Source organism: Streptomyces sp. NPDC088785, from assembly GCF_044750685.1.
Taxonomy (GTDB): domain Bacteria; phylum Actinomycetota; class Actinomycetes; order Streptomycetales; family Streptomycetaceae; genus Streptomyces.
This window is the reverse complement of sequence record NZ_JBIVKH010000001.1, coordinates 645,559-661,385: the sequence shown is the minus strand read 5'-3', so window position 1 is coordinate 661,385 and position 15,827 is coordinate 645,559. Positions and strand designations below refer to the sequence as shown.

Below are 15,827 nucleotides of genomic sequence, written 5' to 3'. Positions count from 1 at the left end.
CGCGGGGTGCATCAGCGCGGTCACAACTCCGTGACCCCGGTGGATCCGGGGCGGCCCGCACGGTAGGGATAGGGCCATGAGTGACAACGGGGGAGTACCCACCGGGCCGGGCCGGGGCGCGGACGAGCCCACCAGCTTCGCGCTGCGGCCGCCGCAGCCGCAGCCGTCGTACGTGCCGCACCCGGACAACCCGTACGCGCGGCCCGCCGCCGCTGCCGCGCCGCAGGCCGAGCCGGCGCCGCCGCGGCAGCCCGACCCGGGCGCGGGCCGGGTCGTCGCCGGGCGCTACCGGCTGCTGAGCAAGCTGGGCAACGGCGGGATGGGCACCGTGTGGCGGGCCGAGGACGTGACGGTGGACCGGGAGGTCGCCGTCAAGGAGCCCCGGCTGCCGGACCAGCTGCCCGAGCGGGAGCGGTCCAACGCCTTCGAGCGGATGCGCCGCGAGGCGCGCGCCGCGGCCCGGCTCGACCACCCGGCGGTGGTGAACGTCCACGACGTGGCCGTCGAGGACGGACAGCCGTGGATCGTCATGGAGTTCGTGCGGGGCCGCTCCCTCGGCGAGGCGCTCCAGGAGGGCACCCTCGGGGTGCGCGAGGCCGCCCGGATCGGCCTCCAGGTGCTCGGCGCGCTGGAGGCCGCCCACGCGGCCGGGATCCTGCACCGCGACGTCAAGCCGGACAATGTGCTGCTGGGCCGCCACGACCGGGTGGTCCTCACCGACTTCGGCATCGCCCAGATCGAGGGCGAGACCAGTCTGACCGACACCGGCGGCTTCGTCGGCTCGCCGGAGTTCATCGCGCCCGAGCGCGTCCTGGGCCAGCGGCCCGGCCCCGCCTCCGACCTGTGGTCGCTGGGGGTCGTGCTGTACGCGGCCACCGAGGGCGTCTCGCCGTTCCGCCGCAGCAACACCCCGGCCACCCTCCAGTCGGTGCTGAACGCGACACCGGCCGCGCCCGCCTCGGCGCGCGGCCCGCTCGCCGACTGCATCAACGGGCTGCTCCAGAAGGACCCGGCGCACCGGCCGGGCGCCCCGCGGGTCCGCGCCCTCCTCGAACGGGCCGCGCAGCCGCCGGCCCCGCCGCCCACCCAGGTGGTGCGGATCGGCTCCGGGCAGGGCGGGATCCGGCTCGGCCGCAAGGCGCTGACCGGGATCGCGGCGGGCGTCGTCGTCCTGGCGGCCGTGGCCTACCTGGTCCTGGCCGAGCCGTTCGCGGGCCCGCTGCCCGACGGCTGGACGTGGCACGGCGTGCCGGAGCTGAAGGCGACGGTCGCCGCGCCCGCCGGGTACACCGAGTCGAAGCCCGCCGCGGACGCGCCCGCGGACGAGCACTGGGTGCGGTACACCGACGCGAGCGGCGCGGTGTGGGTGAGCCTGTCGGTGCGGCGCAAGGCGGACGACAGCCTCGACGAGATCGCCAAGGACGGCGTCGCCCAGGCCTTCGCCGACAACAAGGACTTCGAGGCGAGCGGCGACCCGGACATCGGGATGGCCGCCGCCCCGGCACCCAAGGGCGCGCCCAAGGACACCTCGTTCCACGGCGACGACACGGCGGGCACCAACACCGTCACGTACCGGACCTCCGAGAGCACCGGCTCGCTCAAGCGCGAGATCCGCATCCTCTACGTCAAGGCCGGCGGCGACATGTACGAGCTGAGGGCCGACTACCCGCGGGAGGGCGACTTCGCCGACCGCGGCCGCGAGGTGGCCGACGCCGCCGTCGCCAACCTGGAGATCGAGAACTCCTGACGTGGACGGGTACGGGGAACAGGAGGGCCGGCTCGTCGGCGGCCGCTACCGGCTCGCCGAGCGGATCGGCGCGGGCGGCATGGGCACCGTGTGGCGCGCGGTCGACGAACTCGTCGGCCGCGACGTCGCCGTGAAGCAGCCGCGGCTGCCCGGCGACCCGCACGGCGAGGCGCAGCAGCGCGCCTACGCCCGCCTCCAGCGCGAGGCGCGGGCCGCCGCGGGCGTCGACCACCCGTCGGCGGTCACCGTGCACGACGTCGTCGTCGAGGACCGGCTGCCGTGGATCGTCATGGAGCTGGTGCGCGGCGAGTCGCTGCACGAACTGCTGGCCCGCGGCCCGCTCGACCCGCCCGAGGCGGCGCGGATCGGGCTCGCGGTGCTCGGCGCCCTGCGCGCCGCGCACGCCAGAGGCATCCTGCACCGGGACGTGAAACCGGCGAACGTGCTGCTCGGCCCGCACGGCCGCGTCGTCCTCACCGACTTCGGCATCGCGCACATCCAGGGCGAGGAGTCGCTGACGGTCAGCGGCGAGTTCGTCGGCTCGCTGGAGTCCATCGCGCCGGAGCGCATGTCGGGCGACGGCGCGGGCCCGGCGAGCGACCTGTGGTCGCTGGGCGTCCTGCTGTACGCGGCCGTGGAGGGCTGGTCGCCGTTCCGCCGCACGACGCTGGAGTCGACGCTCGCCGCGATCCTCTCCTTCGACCCGCCCGAGCCCGAACGGGCCGGTGCGCTCGGGCCGTTGATCGCCCGGCTGCTCGCCAAGGACCCGGCGCGGCGGCCGGACGCGGACGAGGTGGCCGGGGAGCTGACGGCGGCCCTCGCCGCGACCCCGCCGACCCCGCCGACCACTCAGTCCGCGCCGACCCCGCCGTCGCCGACCGCGCCGTCCGTGCCCCGGCCGGGCGGGGCGGCCGGGGCGGTCGAGGAGGAACCGGCGGCGCCCGCGCCCGGTGCCACCCGGGAAGGGGCGCGGGCCGGCGGATCCCGCCGCACCCCCGCCCTGCTGGCGGCCGCGCTGGCGGGTGCGCTGCTGGTCGGCGGCGGGGTCTGGCTCGGCACCTCGCTCGGCGCGGACTCCGGCGGCAGCGGCACCGGGTACAGCGAGGGAGCGGCGTCCGGGCCGCACCGGTCGCCGTCCGGGACGCGGGCGACGGCGTCGCGGTCGCCGTCGGGCCCCGCGTCGTCGCAGGCCCCGGCGTCGGCCCCGTCGTCGGCCCCGTCGTCGGCCACCGCCCGCTCCGACAAGGGCTGGACGGTGCGCGAGGAACCCGGTCTGCGGGCGGTGGTCTCGGTCCCCGACCGGCTCACCGACGTCTACCACGACCCCTCCGACGACGGCGTGCAGTACACCGACCCCAAGAGCGACGTGACGCTGAGCCTGAAGCGCTGGGCGACCGGCACCTCCTCGGCGGCCGACTGGGCGACCGGCGTCGGCGACTCCTACCCGGACAAGGGCCTCGGCGACGTCCGCAGGACGGTCACCAGGACGGACTTCCACGGCATGGACGCCGCCCGGCTCGACATCACGTACACGAGCGCGGGCAGCGACGACGCCGTGCGGGAGATCCGCCTCTACATCGTCGGCGACCAGGGCCGCTACGACCTCGGGGTGAGCATGCCGAAGGACGGCGGGGAGCACGAGAAGCAGGGCACCGACCTCTTCACGGAGGCCCGCGCGAGGCTTCGGCTGGGAAAGAGTTGAGGGCCGGCCCCGGGCACCGGCAAAGGCGCTGATCAGCAGCTTTGCTGCCAGTGATCGCTGGCGCGGTGTGTGAACGCCGTGAAGGGAGATTACCGACGGGTACCCAAAGTGTGCGCCGAGGCTTACGCTCCCCTTCATGACGGAGTCGCAGGCCACCCCAGAGCAGACCGAGAAGCCCGGGACGACCGGGACGAACCCGATCGCCGCCGCACCCGCAGGGGCGCGCACGGTCACCGACGTGGTCACCCCCGAGCTGATCGCCCAGCTCACCCGTGACGTGGTCGGCTCCGGCCGCACGGCGAACCACACGCCGTTCACCGGGGAGAAGCTCGCCGACCTGCCCGAGTCGACGCCCGACGACGTGGCGCTGGCCTTCGAGCGGGCCCGCGCGGCGCAGGCCGTCTGGGCACGGACCCCGGTCCGCCGCCGCGCCGCCGTCCTGCTGCGCTTCCACGACCTGGTGCTGGCCCGCCAGGCCGAGGTGCTCGACCTGATCCAGCTGGAGACCGGCAAGGCCCGGCTGCACGCGCACGAAGAGGTGCAGGCCGTCGCGGTGGCCGCCCGGCACTACGGCCGCAGGGCCCCGGCCTATCTGAAGCCCAAGCGGCACACCGGCGCCGTCCCGACGCTCACCAAGGTGACCGAGCTGCGCCAGCCGCGCGGCGTCGTCGGCCAGATCGCCCCCTGGAACTACCCGCTGGAGCTGTCGGTCGGCGACGCGCTCCCCGCCTTCGCCGCGGGCAACGCGGTCGTGATGAAGCCGGACACGGAGACCTGCCTCACCGCGCTGTGGGCCCGCGACCTCCTCATCGAGGCCGGACTGCCCGCCGAGGTCTTCCAGGTCGTCCTCGGCGAGGGCCCGGTGGTCGGCCCCGAGCTGGTCAAGCACGCCGACTACGTCTCGTTCACCGGCTCCACCCGCACCGGCCGCGAGGTCGCGCAGGGCGCCGCCGCCCGGCTGGTCGGCGTCTCCCTCGAACTCGGCGGCAAGAACGCCATGCTGGTGCTCGCCGACGCCGACGTGGAGAAGGCCGCCGCGGGCGCGGTGCGCGCCTGCTTCTCGTCCGCGGGCCAGCTGTGCATCTCCATCGAGCGCCTGTACGTGCACGAGTCGGTCGCCGACGCGTTCGTCGCCCGGTTCGCCGCCCGCACCAAGGCGATGCGGCTCGGCACGTCCCTCGCGTACGGCGCCGACATGGGCTCGCTGGTCGGCGAGCGCCAGCTGGAGACGGTGTCCCGGCACGTCGAGGAGGCCGTCGCCAAGGGCGCCACCCTCGTCGCGGGCGGTGTCGCGCGCCCGGACATCGGCCCGTACTTCTTCGAGCCGACCATCCTCGACGGCGTCGAGGCGCCGATGGCGGTCTGCACCGAGGAGACCTTCGGCCCGGTCGTCTCCCTCTACCGCTTCACCGACGAGGACGAGGCGATCGCGGAGGCCAACGGCACCGCGTACGGCCTGAACGCCTCGGTGTGGACGAAGGACGCCAGGCGCGGCCACGAGGTCGCGGCCCGGCTGCGCACCGGCACCGTGAACATCAACGAGGGCTACGCGCCCGCCTACGGCTCCGTGCAGTCCCCGATGGGCGGCATGAAGGACTCCGGTCTCGGCCGCCGGCACGGCTCCGAGGGCATCCTCAAGTACACCGAGGCGCAGACCGTCGCCCACCAGCGCGTGATGCCGATGGCGCCGTCGTTCGGGATGAGCGACGAGAAGTACGCGGACTTCATGACGCGCAGCCTGGGCCTGATGAAGAAGTTCCACCTCAAGTAAGACTCCAGCCAGCAGCCACAGCGGTCGTTCGAAGGAGAACGTGTACGTGACTGAGGACGCCTACGACTACGACGTCGTGGTCATCGGCTCCGGTTTCGGCGGCTCGGTGTCGGCCCTGCGGCTGACCGAGAAGGGCTACCGGGTCGGAGTGCTAGAGGCGGGTCGCCGGTTCACCCCCGGCACCCTTCCGAAGAACTCCTGGGACATCAAGAACTACCTCTGGGCGCCCAGGCTCGGCATGTACGGCATCCAGCGCATCCATCTGCTCGGCAACGTCATGGTGCTGGCGGGCGCGGGTGTCGGCGGCGGTTCGCTGAACTACGCCAACACCCTCTACGTCCCCCCGAAGCCGTTCTTCGAGGACCCGCAGTGGAAGGACATCACCGACTGGGAGGCGGAGCTGAAGCCGTACTACGAGCAGGCGCAGCGCATGCTCGGGGTCCGGCTCAACCCGACGATGACCCCGGCCGACGTGCACCTGAAGGCGGCGGCCCGGTCGATGGGCATCGGCGACACCTTCCACATGGCGCCGGTCGGCGTCTTCTTCGGCGACGGCGACGACGCCGAGGGGGTGCGGGCCGAGCCCGGCCGGCAGGTCCCGGACCCGTACTTCGGCGGCGCCGGCCCGGCCCGCAAGGCGTGCACCGAGTGCGGCGAGTGCATGACGGGCTGCCGCCACGGCGCGAAGAACACCCTCAACGAGAACTACCTGTACCTCGCCGAGAAGGCGGGCGCGGTGGTCCACCCGATGACGACGGTGGTCTCGGTGACGGACGACTCCCGGGGCGGCTACGCCGTCGCGACGCTGCCCACGGACGCGAGGAAGAAGGCCCGGGGCCGCACCTTCACGGCCCGCAGGGTCGTCGTCGCGGCCGGCACGTACGGCACGCAGACCCTGCTGCACCGGATGAGGGCGAGCGGCCACCTCCCGCACCTGTCGGCGCGGCTGGGCGAGCTGACGCGCACGAACTCCGAGGCGCTGGTCGGCGCGCAGACCACCGACCGCCGCTACCGCCGCAAGCACGGCGCGGACCGCGCGGACTTCACCCGCGGCGTCGCGATCACGTCCTCGATCCACCCGGACGCCAACACCCACATCGAGCCGGTCCGCTACGGCAGGGGCTCGAACGCGATGGGCGGCATGTCGATCCTCCAGGTGCCGTACGTGGAGGGCTCCTCGCGGGTCGCGGGCTGGCTGGCGAACGTGGCCAAGCACCCGAGCCTGGCCGTGCGGTCGCTGTCCAACCGCAAGTGGTCGGAGCGCACCATCATCGGCCTGGTGATGCAGTCGCTGGACAACTCCCTGACGACGCACCTCAAGGCGGACGGCGTCGGCAAGGGCCTGCTCACCGCGCGCCAGGGCCATGGCGCTCCCAACCCCAAGCAGATCAGGGCGGCGTCCGAGGGCGCGGCGGCGATCGCCGCGGAGATCAACGGCTTCGCCGGGTCGAACGTCGGCGAGCTGATGGGCACCCCGCTGACCGCGCACTTCCTCGGCGGCTGCCCCATCGGCGACAGCGCCGGGACCGGGGTGATCGACCCCTATCACCGGCTCTACGGCCACCCCGGCATCTCGGTGGTGGACGGCGCCGCGGTCACCGCGAACCTGGGCGTGAACCCGTCGCTGACCATCACGGCGCAGGCCGAGCGCGCGATGTCGTACTGGCCCAACAAGGGCGAGGAGGACCCGCGTCCGGAGTCCGGCGCGGCCTATGTCCGGCTGTCCGCCGTCGAGCCGAAGAACCCGGCGGTCCCGGCGGACGCGTTCGGCGCGCTGCGGCTGCCGTTCCTCGGGATGCCCGCGGTGCCGCCCAAGGAGGCGTAGCCGCCGACCGAAAGGACCCGCACCCCCCTCCGAGTGCGGGTCCTTCCCGAGGTCGCGGGTCGTGCGCGGCGCCTACGCCTCGTCGCTCACCCTGCGGCGGCGCACCGAGTAGACGACACCGGCGCCGGCGAGGACGGCGACACCGCCGACGACGCCCATGGTGGGCAGCGCGCTGCTGGAGCCGGTCGCGGCGAGCGAACCGGCCAGCGGGGTGCTGCTGGCCTGCGGGGCCGGGGTGTTGCTCGGCTTCGCCGACGGCGTCGCCGACGGCTTCGGCTCGGCCGTGGCCGGCGGGACCCCGCCGCCCGGCTTGGTGGCCGCGGGCAGGATCTCGAAGCGGTACTCCTGGTCCTCGGGCACGCTGTAACCGCAGACGCCCTCGGTGTTGACGCTGGTGGCGAAGGCCACCGAGCCGCCGATCCCGGCCGGGGCCTTCGCGTCGACCTTGATGCGCAGCCGGATGTCGGCGTGGTCGCCCGGGGCGAGCGGCCCGCCCTCGCCGAAGTTCTCGTGGTCGGACTCGATCCGGGTGTCGAGGTCCTGCCACGCGGTGCCGTCGTACCACTGGACGTGCAGGTACCGGCTCGTCTCGGTGGTGTTCGTGTCGTACGCGTACGAGAAGGCGTACAGGTCGGCGGAGAACGACTCGAAGGCCGTGCCGGTGTAGTTCGAGACGCGGAACGTGAAGCCCTGCCAGCCGGAGCCCGCCACGATCTCGGAGGGCAGTCCGCGCAGCTCGGCGAGGGTGCCGGGGCTGTCCTCGTGGTCCGTGCACTCGTCGGCCGGGTCGGTCGGCGTCTCCTCGTCGTCGCCGGGCGTCTTCTCCGGGTCCTCGGTGGGCACGACGTCGTCGGCCGGGGCGAGCGGCTTCTCGGTGGCCTGGGCCGTGTCCTCGGCGGCCGGGGTGGTCGCGGTGTCCGACGGGGTCGTCTCCGCGGCGGGCGTCGACTCCGGGGCCTGCGGCGACGGCGTCGCGGCGCTCTCGCCGACGGTGCCGGGCGTCTCGTCCGCGAAGGCGCCCGGAGCGGAAAGGAGCGCGATCGGCGCTATGGCGGCCGTCGCGGCCGCCGTCACCAGTGCGCGGCGTAGCTTCATGAGGACCTCGATGGTTCGGACCGTTGGTTCGGCATGTGTGACCGGTGATCCCTGTGAATGGTTGTCCCGAATCTCACAGAATCTTTACGAGGGCCGCCGCCGGACCGCGCGCACGCAGCAGTGCGGGGCCCGCAGCACAGGTCTGCGGGCCCCGCACGGTCGGCTCCGACGTCAGGGCGGCGCCGGTGCCGGGAAGCGGCGCCGGGGGGTCGCGCCGCTGGTCTCGGAAGGGTGGGTCGTACTGCGGGCCGGGCAGGGGACGGACGCGCGGGCCTGGGGTGTCCCGCGTGTCGTGCTCGGCCGAGGTCTGGAGGGGGGAGGTGAAGGAGGCCGACCGGCCCCGGGCGTCCCCGGGGCCGGCCGTTCTCTTCGGTGACCGGGCTGCTGTCCCCTGCCGTCCGGTCACTTCACTGGAGCGAGGTCCCACGACGTACGGCGTGGCCGTGACGTCTCATCGCTCCAGCGGAGCCACGCGTGGTTCGATCGGCCCGCGCCTGGCTGGCACGGACATCGGGACCAACGAAGCCCGCGGGCCCGGGGTCACGCGCCGTACGGGTGAGTGCGGAACCGAACTGGGATACGGGCGTCAGACCTTGCCGCGACTCAGCTCCAGCAGGGTCATGGCGAGCGCGGTGCCGGGCCGGCCCAGCGCCTCCCGGTAGCGGCCGAGGATCTCCATCTCGCGGGAGAGGTTCACCCGCCGGCCGCCCGAGGTGATCCGGGCCTCCTGGACGACGGCGGACACGGCCATCCGTTCCTGGACGAGCCCGATGATCCGGTCGTCGAGGGCGTCGATGCGCTCGCGGGCGCCGGCGATCAGGCCGGCGGTGGCGGTGTCGTGCGTGGCGGTCATGGGCGGGACTCCGGTCTCTGTGCGGGGCGGCGACGTCCCCGGACCGACAGTCCCCGTACACGCCAGGCGCCCCGGGCCTTGTCGGCCCGGGGCGCCTGGGAAGTGGCTTGTCAGTGGCTCAAGCAGCACGACCATGGCATCCGGCGGGCCGGCTGCCATAGGTAAAGACGAAGGTCGTCGTGAGCGTGAACACGCGGCCACTATAACGCCACCCATCGCGCCCGAGGGCCGTCCCCCGCGAACCGGTAGAATCGCCGGTACCGACCCCCCGTAAAGCCGCCGGAAGGCAACCCGTGTCATCAGCGTCCACCGCTGCCGCCGCTCCCGACACCGTCCTGGTCGTCGACTTCGGCGCGCAGTACGCCCAGCTCATCGCCCGCCGCGTCCGTGAGGCCCGGGTCTACAGCGAGATCGTCCCGTCGACCATGCCGGTCGAGGAGATCCTCGCCAAGAACCCGGCGGCGATCATCCTCTCCGGCGGCCCCTCGTCGGTCTACGCGGAGGGCGCCCCCAGCCTGGACCGCGCGATCTTCGAGGCGGGCGTCCCCGTCTTCGGCATGTGCTACGGCTTCCAGCTGATGGCGACGGCCCTCGGCGGCACCGTCGACGACAACGGCGCCCGTGAGTACGGCCGCACCCCGCTGACCGTCTCCAGGGCCGACTCGACGCTCTTCGAGGGCACCCCGGCCGAGCAGCCCGTGTGGATGTCGCACGGCGACGCCTGCTCCGCCGCCCCCGAGGGCTTCACCGTCACCGCGTCCACCGACGTCGTCCCGGTCGCGGCCTTCGAGAACGACGAGAAGAAGCTGTACGGGGTCCAGTACCACCCCGAGGTCATGCACTCCACGCACGGCCAGCAGGTCCTGGAGCACTTCCTGTACCGGGGCGCGGGCATCGAGCCCACCTGGACCACGGGCAACGTGATCGAGGAGCAGGTCGAGGCGATCCGCGCCCAGGTCGGCGACAAGCGCGCCATCTGCGGCCTGTCCGGCGGCGTCGACTCCGCGGTCGCCGCGGCCCTCGTCCAGAAGGCCGTCGGCTCCCAGCTGACCTGCGTCTACGTCGACCACGGGCTGATGCGCAAGGGCGAGACCGAGCAGGTCGAGAAGGACTTCGTCGCGGCCACCGGCGCGAACCTGAAGGTCGTCGACGCCAGCGAGCGCTTCCTCAAGGCCCTCGCCGGGGTCTCCGACCCGGAGACCAAGCGCAAGATCATCGGCCGGGAGTTCATCCGCGTCTTCGAGCAGGCCCAGCTGGAGATCCTCCAGGAGGACGGCCCCGAGGTCGCCTTCCTCGTGCAGGGCACCCTCTACCCGGACGTCGTCGAGTCCGGCGGCGGCACCGGCACGGCGAACATCAAGTCGCACCACAACGTCGGCGGGCTCCCCGACGACATCGAGTTCGAACTCGTCGAGCCGCTGCGCCAGCTGTTCAAGGACGAGGTCCGCATGGTCGGCGCCCAGCTGGGCCTGCCGGACGAGATCGTCCAGCGCCAGCCGTTCCCCGGCCCGGGCCTGGGCATCCGGATCGTCGGCGAGGTCACCGAGGAGCGCCTGGACCTGCTGCGCGAGGCCGACGCCATCGCCCGCGAGGAGCTGACCGCGGCCGGCCTCGACCGCGACATCTGGCAGTGCCCGGTCGTCCTGCTCGCGGACGTCCGCAGCGTGGGCGTCCAGGGCGACGGCCGCACCTACGGCCACCCGATCGTGCTGCGCCCGGTCTCGTCCGAGGACGCCATGACGGCGGACTGGACGCGGATGCCGTACGAGACGCTCGCGAAGATCTCGACGCGCATCACCAACGAGGTCTCGGACGTCAACCGCGTCGTGCTCGACGTGACGTCGAAGCCGCCGGGCACCATCGAGTGGGAGTAGTCCCCACGCCCGCACGCCGAGTGCCGTCCGCCTCCGGGTGGGCGGCACTCTCGCGTGCGGGGCCCCGCGGGCACCCCTCAGGTGCGCCGCACCGACCGCAGCCCGCCGTCCGGCGTCCACACCTCCACCAGCAGGTACGCGTCGTCCCGCACCGACGTCCGGGTCACCTCGGTCACCTCGACGCGGAACAGGTGGAAGGACGACGGGTCGGGGACCGCGACCTGCCCCGTGTACCGGCCGACCGTCGGCTCGTCCTCGACGAGCAGCGCACGACCCGAGACCCGCACGTCCCCGCCGCCCATGGACGTGCCCTCACCCGGGTTCGCCTGGAGCGCGCACCGCGGGTCGCGCAGCAGGTCCAGCGCCTTGAGCGAGCCCGCCATCATGCCGAGCCACAGCTCGCCGTCCAGGAAGCGGACCTCCAGCCCGCAGGTGCGCGGGGAGCCGTCCTTGCGCAGGGTCGCCAGGACGTGGTGCGTGAAGGCGCCGAAACGGTCCTCGACCGTCGTGGCGAGATCCGGTTCGGCGGCGCGGAAGGCTGACCAGTTCGACGTCATGCGGCGAGTCTGCCGCCCCTACCCGACAACTCCTGTCGGTTTTTCCCGGAGACCCGGCGCATTCTCTTCACCGCCCGGCCCTGTCGCCTTCGAGGTCACAGAGGTACCTTCCGCTGCATGTCGACGCAGAACCCCGGACCCGTGCCCGCGCCCGCGCCCGCCCCGATACCGACGGACCAGCTGCACTTCGCCATGCCGCCGGTCCACACCAGCGCCGCCGCCGAGCGACGGCACCGCAAGGAGCGGCTCGCGGGCGCGCTGCGCATCTTCGGGCGGCTCGGGTACGAGGACGGGGTGTCGGGGCACATCACCGCCCGCGACCCGGAGTACGACGACTGCTACTGGGTCAACCCGTTCGGGGTGCCGCTGCGGCACGTCACCGTCGGCGACCTCGTCCTCGCCAACGGCGAGGGGCAGGTCCTGGAGGGCCGCCACCACGTCAACCAGGCCGCCTTCACCGTCCACGCCGAGGTGCACCGGGCCCGGCCCGAACTGGTCGCCGTCGCGCACTGCCACTCCACGTACGGCCGCGCCCTGTCCGCGCTCGGCGAGCTCATCGAACCGATCACCCAGGAGGCGTGCGCCTTCTACGAGGACCATGTGCTGCTCGACGAGTACACCGGGGTGTCCGTGGACGCCGGGGAGGGCAAGCGGATCGCCGTCGCGCTCGGCGGTTTCAAGGCGCTGGTGCTGCGCAATCACGGGCTGCTGACCGTGGGCGACTCCGTGGACGCGGCGGCCTGGTGGTTCATCGCGCTCGAACGGTGCTGCGAGGTGCAGTTGGCCGCGCGGGCGGCCGGGCGGCCCGTGCTCATCGATCGCCGCCAGGCCGTGGAGACCCGGGACCGTACCGGGGGCGATCTCGTGGCCTGGATCAATTACCAGAGCCTGTGGCAGGACCTCACAAAAAGCGACCCGGACTTCCTACCCGCCCCCTGACCGAACCCCTGCCCGCTCGTCATCCGTCCGCGCCCCGGTGGTGGCCGCTCGCGCAGTTCCCCGCGCCCCTGGGTGGTCTTTCGGGTGCGGCTCTCGTCGTGGCTGGTCGCGCAGTTCCCCGCGCCCCTGAGATGCGCACTGCGTGCGCCATCTCATCAGGAGAGGCGCGCCATCGTCCCGCTTCTCAGGAGAGGCGCGCCATCGTCCCGCTTCTCAGGAGAGGCGCGCCATCGTCCCGCTTCTCAGGAGAGGCGCGCCACCGTCCGGCCTCTCGGGAGAGGCGCGCGAAGCGCAGCCTCTGGGAAAGGCTGCGCGCAGCGCATGCCTCAGGGGCGCGGGGAACTGCGCGAGACGCCGGGCACCGGGCCGCGGACGAAGGACTGCCCAGGGGCGCGGGGAACTGCGCGAGAAGCCCCACCGGCCCGCGGACGACGTACGACCCAGGGGCGCGGGGAACTGCGCGAGCAGGCGCGACGCGAGCCGCAGCCGCAAGACCGGAGCCGGGTAAGGCGTGGGGTCATCGGAAGTCGTCGAGTACCACGGTCTTGGTCCGGGTGAACTCGTCGTCGGTGAGGACACCTTGCCGGTGCAGCTCACCCAACTCCCGTAACCGCCGCAACAGCACATCATGATCGGCCCGCACCGACCCCCCGGCCACCCCCGCCGGCCCCCCACGCGGAGCCGAAGGATGCGGGAGCCGGGCGGTGACGGCCGCCGCGACCAGCGCCGTCAGCAGGTCCTTGCGGGCGTTGCCCCACAGATCGAGGGCGTAGGGATCCTTCTCCGGCGCAAGCCGCACGTGCCCGGCGACGGCGTCCACCGCCCCCTTGGTGACGAAGCGCAGGAACCCGTCCCCGTCCCCGGAGTTGGGCAGCCAGTCGACCCCGTCCAGGTCGTCGAGGGCGATGACGCGCGGGCCCGTCGCCCGCTTCACCCGGTCCGAGGTGTCGCTCCAGTCGATGCGGACCCGGCCGCCGTCGAAGGAGACCGTGCCGTCGCTGGAGCGGACCGAGACCGGCACGGCCGGGCCCGGCACGAGGTACGAGTCGGCGGGCCCGTCCGGGAGTTGTTCGAGCAGCAGCGCCTGCCGGATCTCCTCGGCCAGATACTCGGCGACGCCCGACCGGTCCGTGTCGACCGCGAGCCGGTAGGGGTCCGCTGTCCGCGGAAGCCGGCCACCGGTGGCCTGGAGCAGCGGATCGGCGGCCTCGCGCAGGGTGAGCCGGAGCCGGCCGCGATGCCGCTCCGGCTCGTAGGCGACCCCCGCGACGGCCGCCAGCGGCACCTCGATCTCGCCGTAGGCCTGCCGCAGCAGCGCCACGCTGCGGTGCAGACCTGGGGTGATGCGGACCGTGGTTCCGTCGAAGGCCCAGGCCCCGTCACGCTGGATGATCTCGGCCATGGAGAAATTCTCGCAGCACCGTCAACACTCCGGTCAATGCGGACGAAAGCCGTTCAGCCTCCAGCGGTGGACCTGCGCGCCGGAGCACGCGCCGGGTACGGCACAATTCCCTCTCATCACACGGAAGTTGACGACGACCACGGGGTCCATGATCCCGAAGGCGGGGGCACGACGGTGGCGGTGCAGGAAGCGCGGCAGGGGCAGGACTCGCACGGGGGCGGGTGCACGTGCGGCGACTGTCCGCACGGCGCACGCCAGGGGCACCGCAGGGCGGTCGCCGCGTTCGTGGCCAGGCGGGACGAACTGGCGGCCGGCACCGGTCTGCCGGCCGCCGTCGCCCACTCGGCCGGGGCGTCCCGGCAGTGGATCTCCGACGAACTGACCCAGTCCGCCCAGACGGTCGCCGACCGAGGCCGCGAGGAGGGCGCCGCCTGGCTGGCCGGGCTGTGGCCGCGGACCCTGTCCGTGGTGTGGGGGGCGACCGGGGTGCTCCTCCTCGTCCAGCTGCTCACGGCGCTCGGCACGGGCTGGACGGCCGCCCGCACGGCCGGACTCGCCGCCGCCGTGCTGCTCGGCGCGCTGCTGACCGGCGCCGCCTACGGGCACCGGGCGCGTGGCGGGGTGCTCGCGCCGATGATCGGCGAGGACAACCGGCTGTCGACATCGCGGGCGGTCGCGGGCGGGGTGGTGCTGCTGTCGGTGTACGCCGTCCTGGTCCTCGCCGGTGAACTCGCGGCGGCCTCCGGTCCGGCCCACCGCGACGCGCTCATCGACGGCCTCGAACTCGCCGCCGGGGCGGGCCTGCTGACCGTGCTCGCCGTGGTCTGCGCGGTCGCCGTGCTGGTGCGGCGGGTCGTCGGGCTGCGGGTCACCGGTCAGCGCCTCCAGAAGGTGCGGGCCGCCCGGCCGCGCGCCGCCGACCTGCTCACCGACGACTCGGGGCGCGGCAGCTTCACCGACACGCAGTACGTCGCCGTGTGCGCCGCCGCCGTGCTCTGGGCCGGGGCGCGCCTGGCCCGCCGCCCCGACCAGCTTCCCGACCTGCCCTGGGGCCTGGCCGTCCTCGTCGTCGTCTCGGCGGCGACCTATCTGGCCGGCAAGTACGCCGAGGGCGGCCGGCCGGTCATCCTCTCCGTGGTGCGGGCCCGGGAGGCCGGTGACCTCGACGCGCCCATCCGCACCGGTGACGACATCGAGATCCGCGGCGCCGGGTTCGTGCCGCCGGGCGCGGGCGGCGCCGACCAGCTGGCGCGGGTGGCGGTGCGCATCGGGCCCGTCCAGGTGCACGTGCCGCTGGTTCCGGTCGCGGGCGGGTTCACCAACCCGGCGGACGCGCTGCTCACCGTGCCGGTGCCGGTGGACGTCGAGCCCGGCCGGGTGGAGGTGCAGGTCGTCACGGCCACCGGGGTCGAGACCAACCGGTGCACGATCGACGTCACGGACTGAGCCGAACCCGTCTCTCGTACGTATGGTCGGGTAAAGGCGTGTGGAGCGCCCAGCGCGAGAGGCGGCGGAGCGGTGATGGCACACGGCATGCGGACCGATTCGTACACCGGGTATGTCGACAGAGGGCGCGGCGGCTGGCGGGAGACCGCGCAGCGGTACGCGCTGGTGCCGTTGCGGGTCTTTCTCGGCATCACGTTCATCTACGCGGCGTACGACAAACTGAGCGACAGCGCGTTCTTCAAGGCGTCCGGGGCCGGGTCCATCGGGGATCAGATGCGCGGGGTGCGGGACAGCTCCGCGATCCCGGCGCTCGTCGATCTGGCGCTGAGGTCCCCTTCGGGGTTCGGCTACGCGATCGCGCTCGGGGAGCTGGCCGTCGGGATCGGCACGCTGCTGGGGGTGCTGGCGCGGATCGCCGCGCTGGGCGGTGTGCTGATCTCGCTGAGTCTGTGGCTGACGGTGAGCTGGCAGACGGAGCCGTACTACCTCGGCAACGATCTGGCGTATCTGATGGCGTGGCTGCCGTTGGTTCTGGGTGGGGCGGCGGTGTGGTCGGTCGACGCGTGGTGGCGCTCCCGCACCCGGTCCATCTCCCTACGCTGACCCCACCCCACCA

The 15,827-nt window shown here is 73.4% G+C and carries 12 protein-coding genes; 8 read left to right on the top strand and 4 right to left on the bottom strand.

Annotated features, from left to right (window positions below):
- Positions 1-76 precede the first annotated feature (76 nt).
- The 4 genes from ACIP5K_RS02910 to ACIP5K_RS02895 all read left to right on the top strand — a co-directional run bounded on the left by ACIP5K_RS02910 (position 77) and on the right by ACIP5K_RS02895 (position 7,045).
- On the top strand, positions 77-1,747 hold the full coding sequence (locus ACIP5K_RS02910) for a serine/threonine-protein kinase (protein WP_401404300.1): 1,671 nt from the start codon (positions 77-79) through the stop codon (positions 1,745-1,747).
- Between the two features lies 1 nt (position 1,748).
- Positions 1,749-3,449 carry a serine/threonine-protein kinase gene (locus tag ACIP5K_RS02905; protein ID WP_401404298.1) on the top strand — a complete coding sequence of 567 codons (1,701 nt, stop codon included), beginning with the start codon at positions 1,749-1,751 and terminating at the stop codon, positions 3,447-3,449.
- 136 nt (positions 3,450-3,585) lie between these two features.
- Entirely contained in the window at positions 3,586-5,220 is a 1,635-nt protein-coding gene (locus ACIP5K_RS02900; RefSeq protein WP_401404296.1) for a succinic semialdehyde dehydrogenase, read from the top strand.
- A gap of 46 nt (positions 5,221-5,266) precedes the next feature.
- Positions 5,267-7,045, top strand: a complete 1,779-nt coding sequence (locus tag ACIP5K_RS02895; protein WP_401404294.1) for a GMC oxidoreductase — start codon at positions 5,267-5,269, stop codon at positions 7,043-7,045.
- A 72-nt stretch (positions 7,046-7,117) separates the two neighbouring features.
- Here ACIP5K_RS02895 and ACIP5K_RS02890 read toward each other — a convergent pair whose 3' ends face one another.
- Positions 7,118-8,140 (bottom strand): peptidase, encoded by a 1,023-nt coding sequence (locus ACIP5K_RS02890; protein WP_401404293.1) that lies wholly within the window; start codon positions 8,138-8,140, stop codon positions 7,118-7,120.
- Between the two features lie 586 nt (positions 8,141-8,726).
- Complete coding sequence (locus ACIP5K_RS02885) at positions 8,727-9,059, bottom strand: chorismate mutase (protein WP_401405253.1); 333 nt, start codon at positions 9,057-9,059, stop codon at positions 8,727-8,729.
- Positions 9,060-9,286: 227 nt separating this feature from the next.
- Between ACIP5K_RS02885 and guaA the strand changes: the two genes are divergently transcribed.
- Complete coding sequence (gene guaA / locus ACIP5K_RS02880) at positions 9,287-10,867, top strand: glutamine-hydrolyzing GMP synthase (RefSeq protein ID WP_401404291.1); 1,581 nt, start codon at positions 9,287-9,289, stop codon at positions 10,865-10,867.
- A gap of 77 nt (positions 10,868-10,944) precedes the next feature.
- On the opposite strand, the gene ACIP5K_RS02875 is transcribed toward guaA, so the two are convergent.
- Positions 10,945-11,424 (bottom strand): pyridoxamine 5'-phosphate oxidase family protein, encoded by a 480-nt coding sequence (locus ACIP5K_RS02875; protein WP_401404289.1) that lies wholly within the window; start codon positions 11,422-11,424, stop codon positions 10,945-10,947.
- 117 nt (positions 11,425-11,541) lie between these two features.
- Between ACIP5K_RS02875 and ACIP5K_RS02870 the strand changes: the two genes are divergently transcribed.
- Complete coding sequence (locus ACIP5K_RS02870; RefSeq protein ID WP_401404287.1) at positions 11,542-12,363, top strand: class II aldolase/adducin family protein; 822 nt, start codon at positions 11,542-11,544, stop codon at positions 12,361-12,363.
- 517 nt (positions 12,364-12,880) lie between these two features.
- Here ACIP5K_RS02870 and ACIP5K_RS02865 read toward each other — a convergent pair.
- Positions 12,881-13,765, bottom strand: coding sequence for a DUF4429 domain-containing protein (locus tag ACIP5K_RS02865; protein ID WP_401404286.1), 885 nt, complete (start codon positions 13,763-13,765; stop codon positions 12,881-12,883).
- Positions 13,766-13,939: 174 nt separating this feature from the next.
- Here ACIP5K_RS02865 and ACIP5K_RS02860 point away from each other — a divergent pair, with 174 nt between their 5' ends.
- Positions 13,940-15,211: a hypothetical protein gene (locus ACIP5K_RS02860; protein WP_401404284.1), complete on the top strand. Its 1,272-nt coding sequence runs from the start codon at positions 13,940-13,942 to the stop codon at positions 15,209-15,211.
- A gap of 75 nt (positions 15,212-15,286) precedes the next feature.
- A complete protein-coding gene (locus ACIP5K_RS02855) occupies positions 15,287-15,814 on the top strand; it encodes a DoxX family protein (RefSeq protein WP_401404282.1) in 528 nt (175 codons plus the stop codon).
- Positions 15,815-15,827 lie beyond the last annotated feature (13 nt).

Coding starts and splice junctions, on each gene's coding strand:
- ACIP5K_RS02875 (WP_401404289.1), bottom strand. CDS start 11,424: ATGACGTCGAACTGGTCAGCCTTCCGCGCCGCCGAACCGGATCTCGCC.
- ACIP5K_RS02870 (WP_401404287.1), top strand. CDS start 11,542: ATGTCGACGCAGAACCCCGGACCCGTGCCCGCGCCCGCGCCCGCCCCG.
- ACIP5K_RS02865 (WP_401404286.1), bottom strand. CDS start 13,765: ATGGCCGAGATCATCCAGCGTGACGGGGCCTGGGCCTTCGACGGAACC.
- ACIP5K_RS02900 (WP_401404296.1), top strand. CDS start 3,586: ATGACGGAGTCGCAGGCCACCCCAGAGCAGACCGAGAAGCCCGGGACG.
- ACIP5K_RS02890 (WP_401404293.1), bottom strand. CDS start 8,140: ATGAAGCTACGCCGCGCACTGGTGACGGCGGCCGCGACGGCCGCCATA.
- ACIP5K_RS02910 (WP_401404300.1), top strand. CDS start 77: ATGAGTGACAACGGGGGAGTACCCACCGGGCCGGGCCGGGGCGCGGAC.
- ACIP5K_RS02855 (WP_401404282.1), top strand. CDS start 15,287: ATGGCACACGGCATGCGGACCGATTCGTACACCGGGTATGTCGACAGA.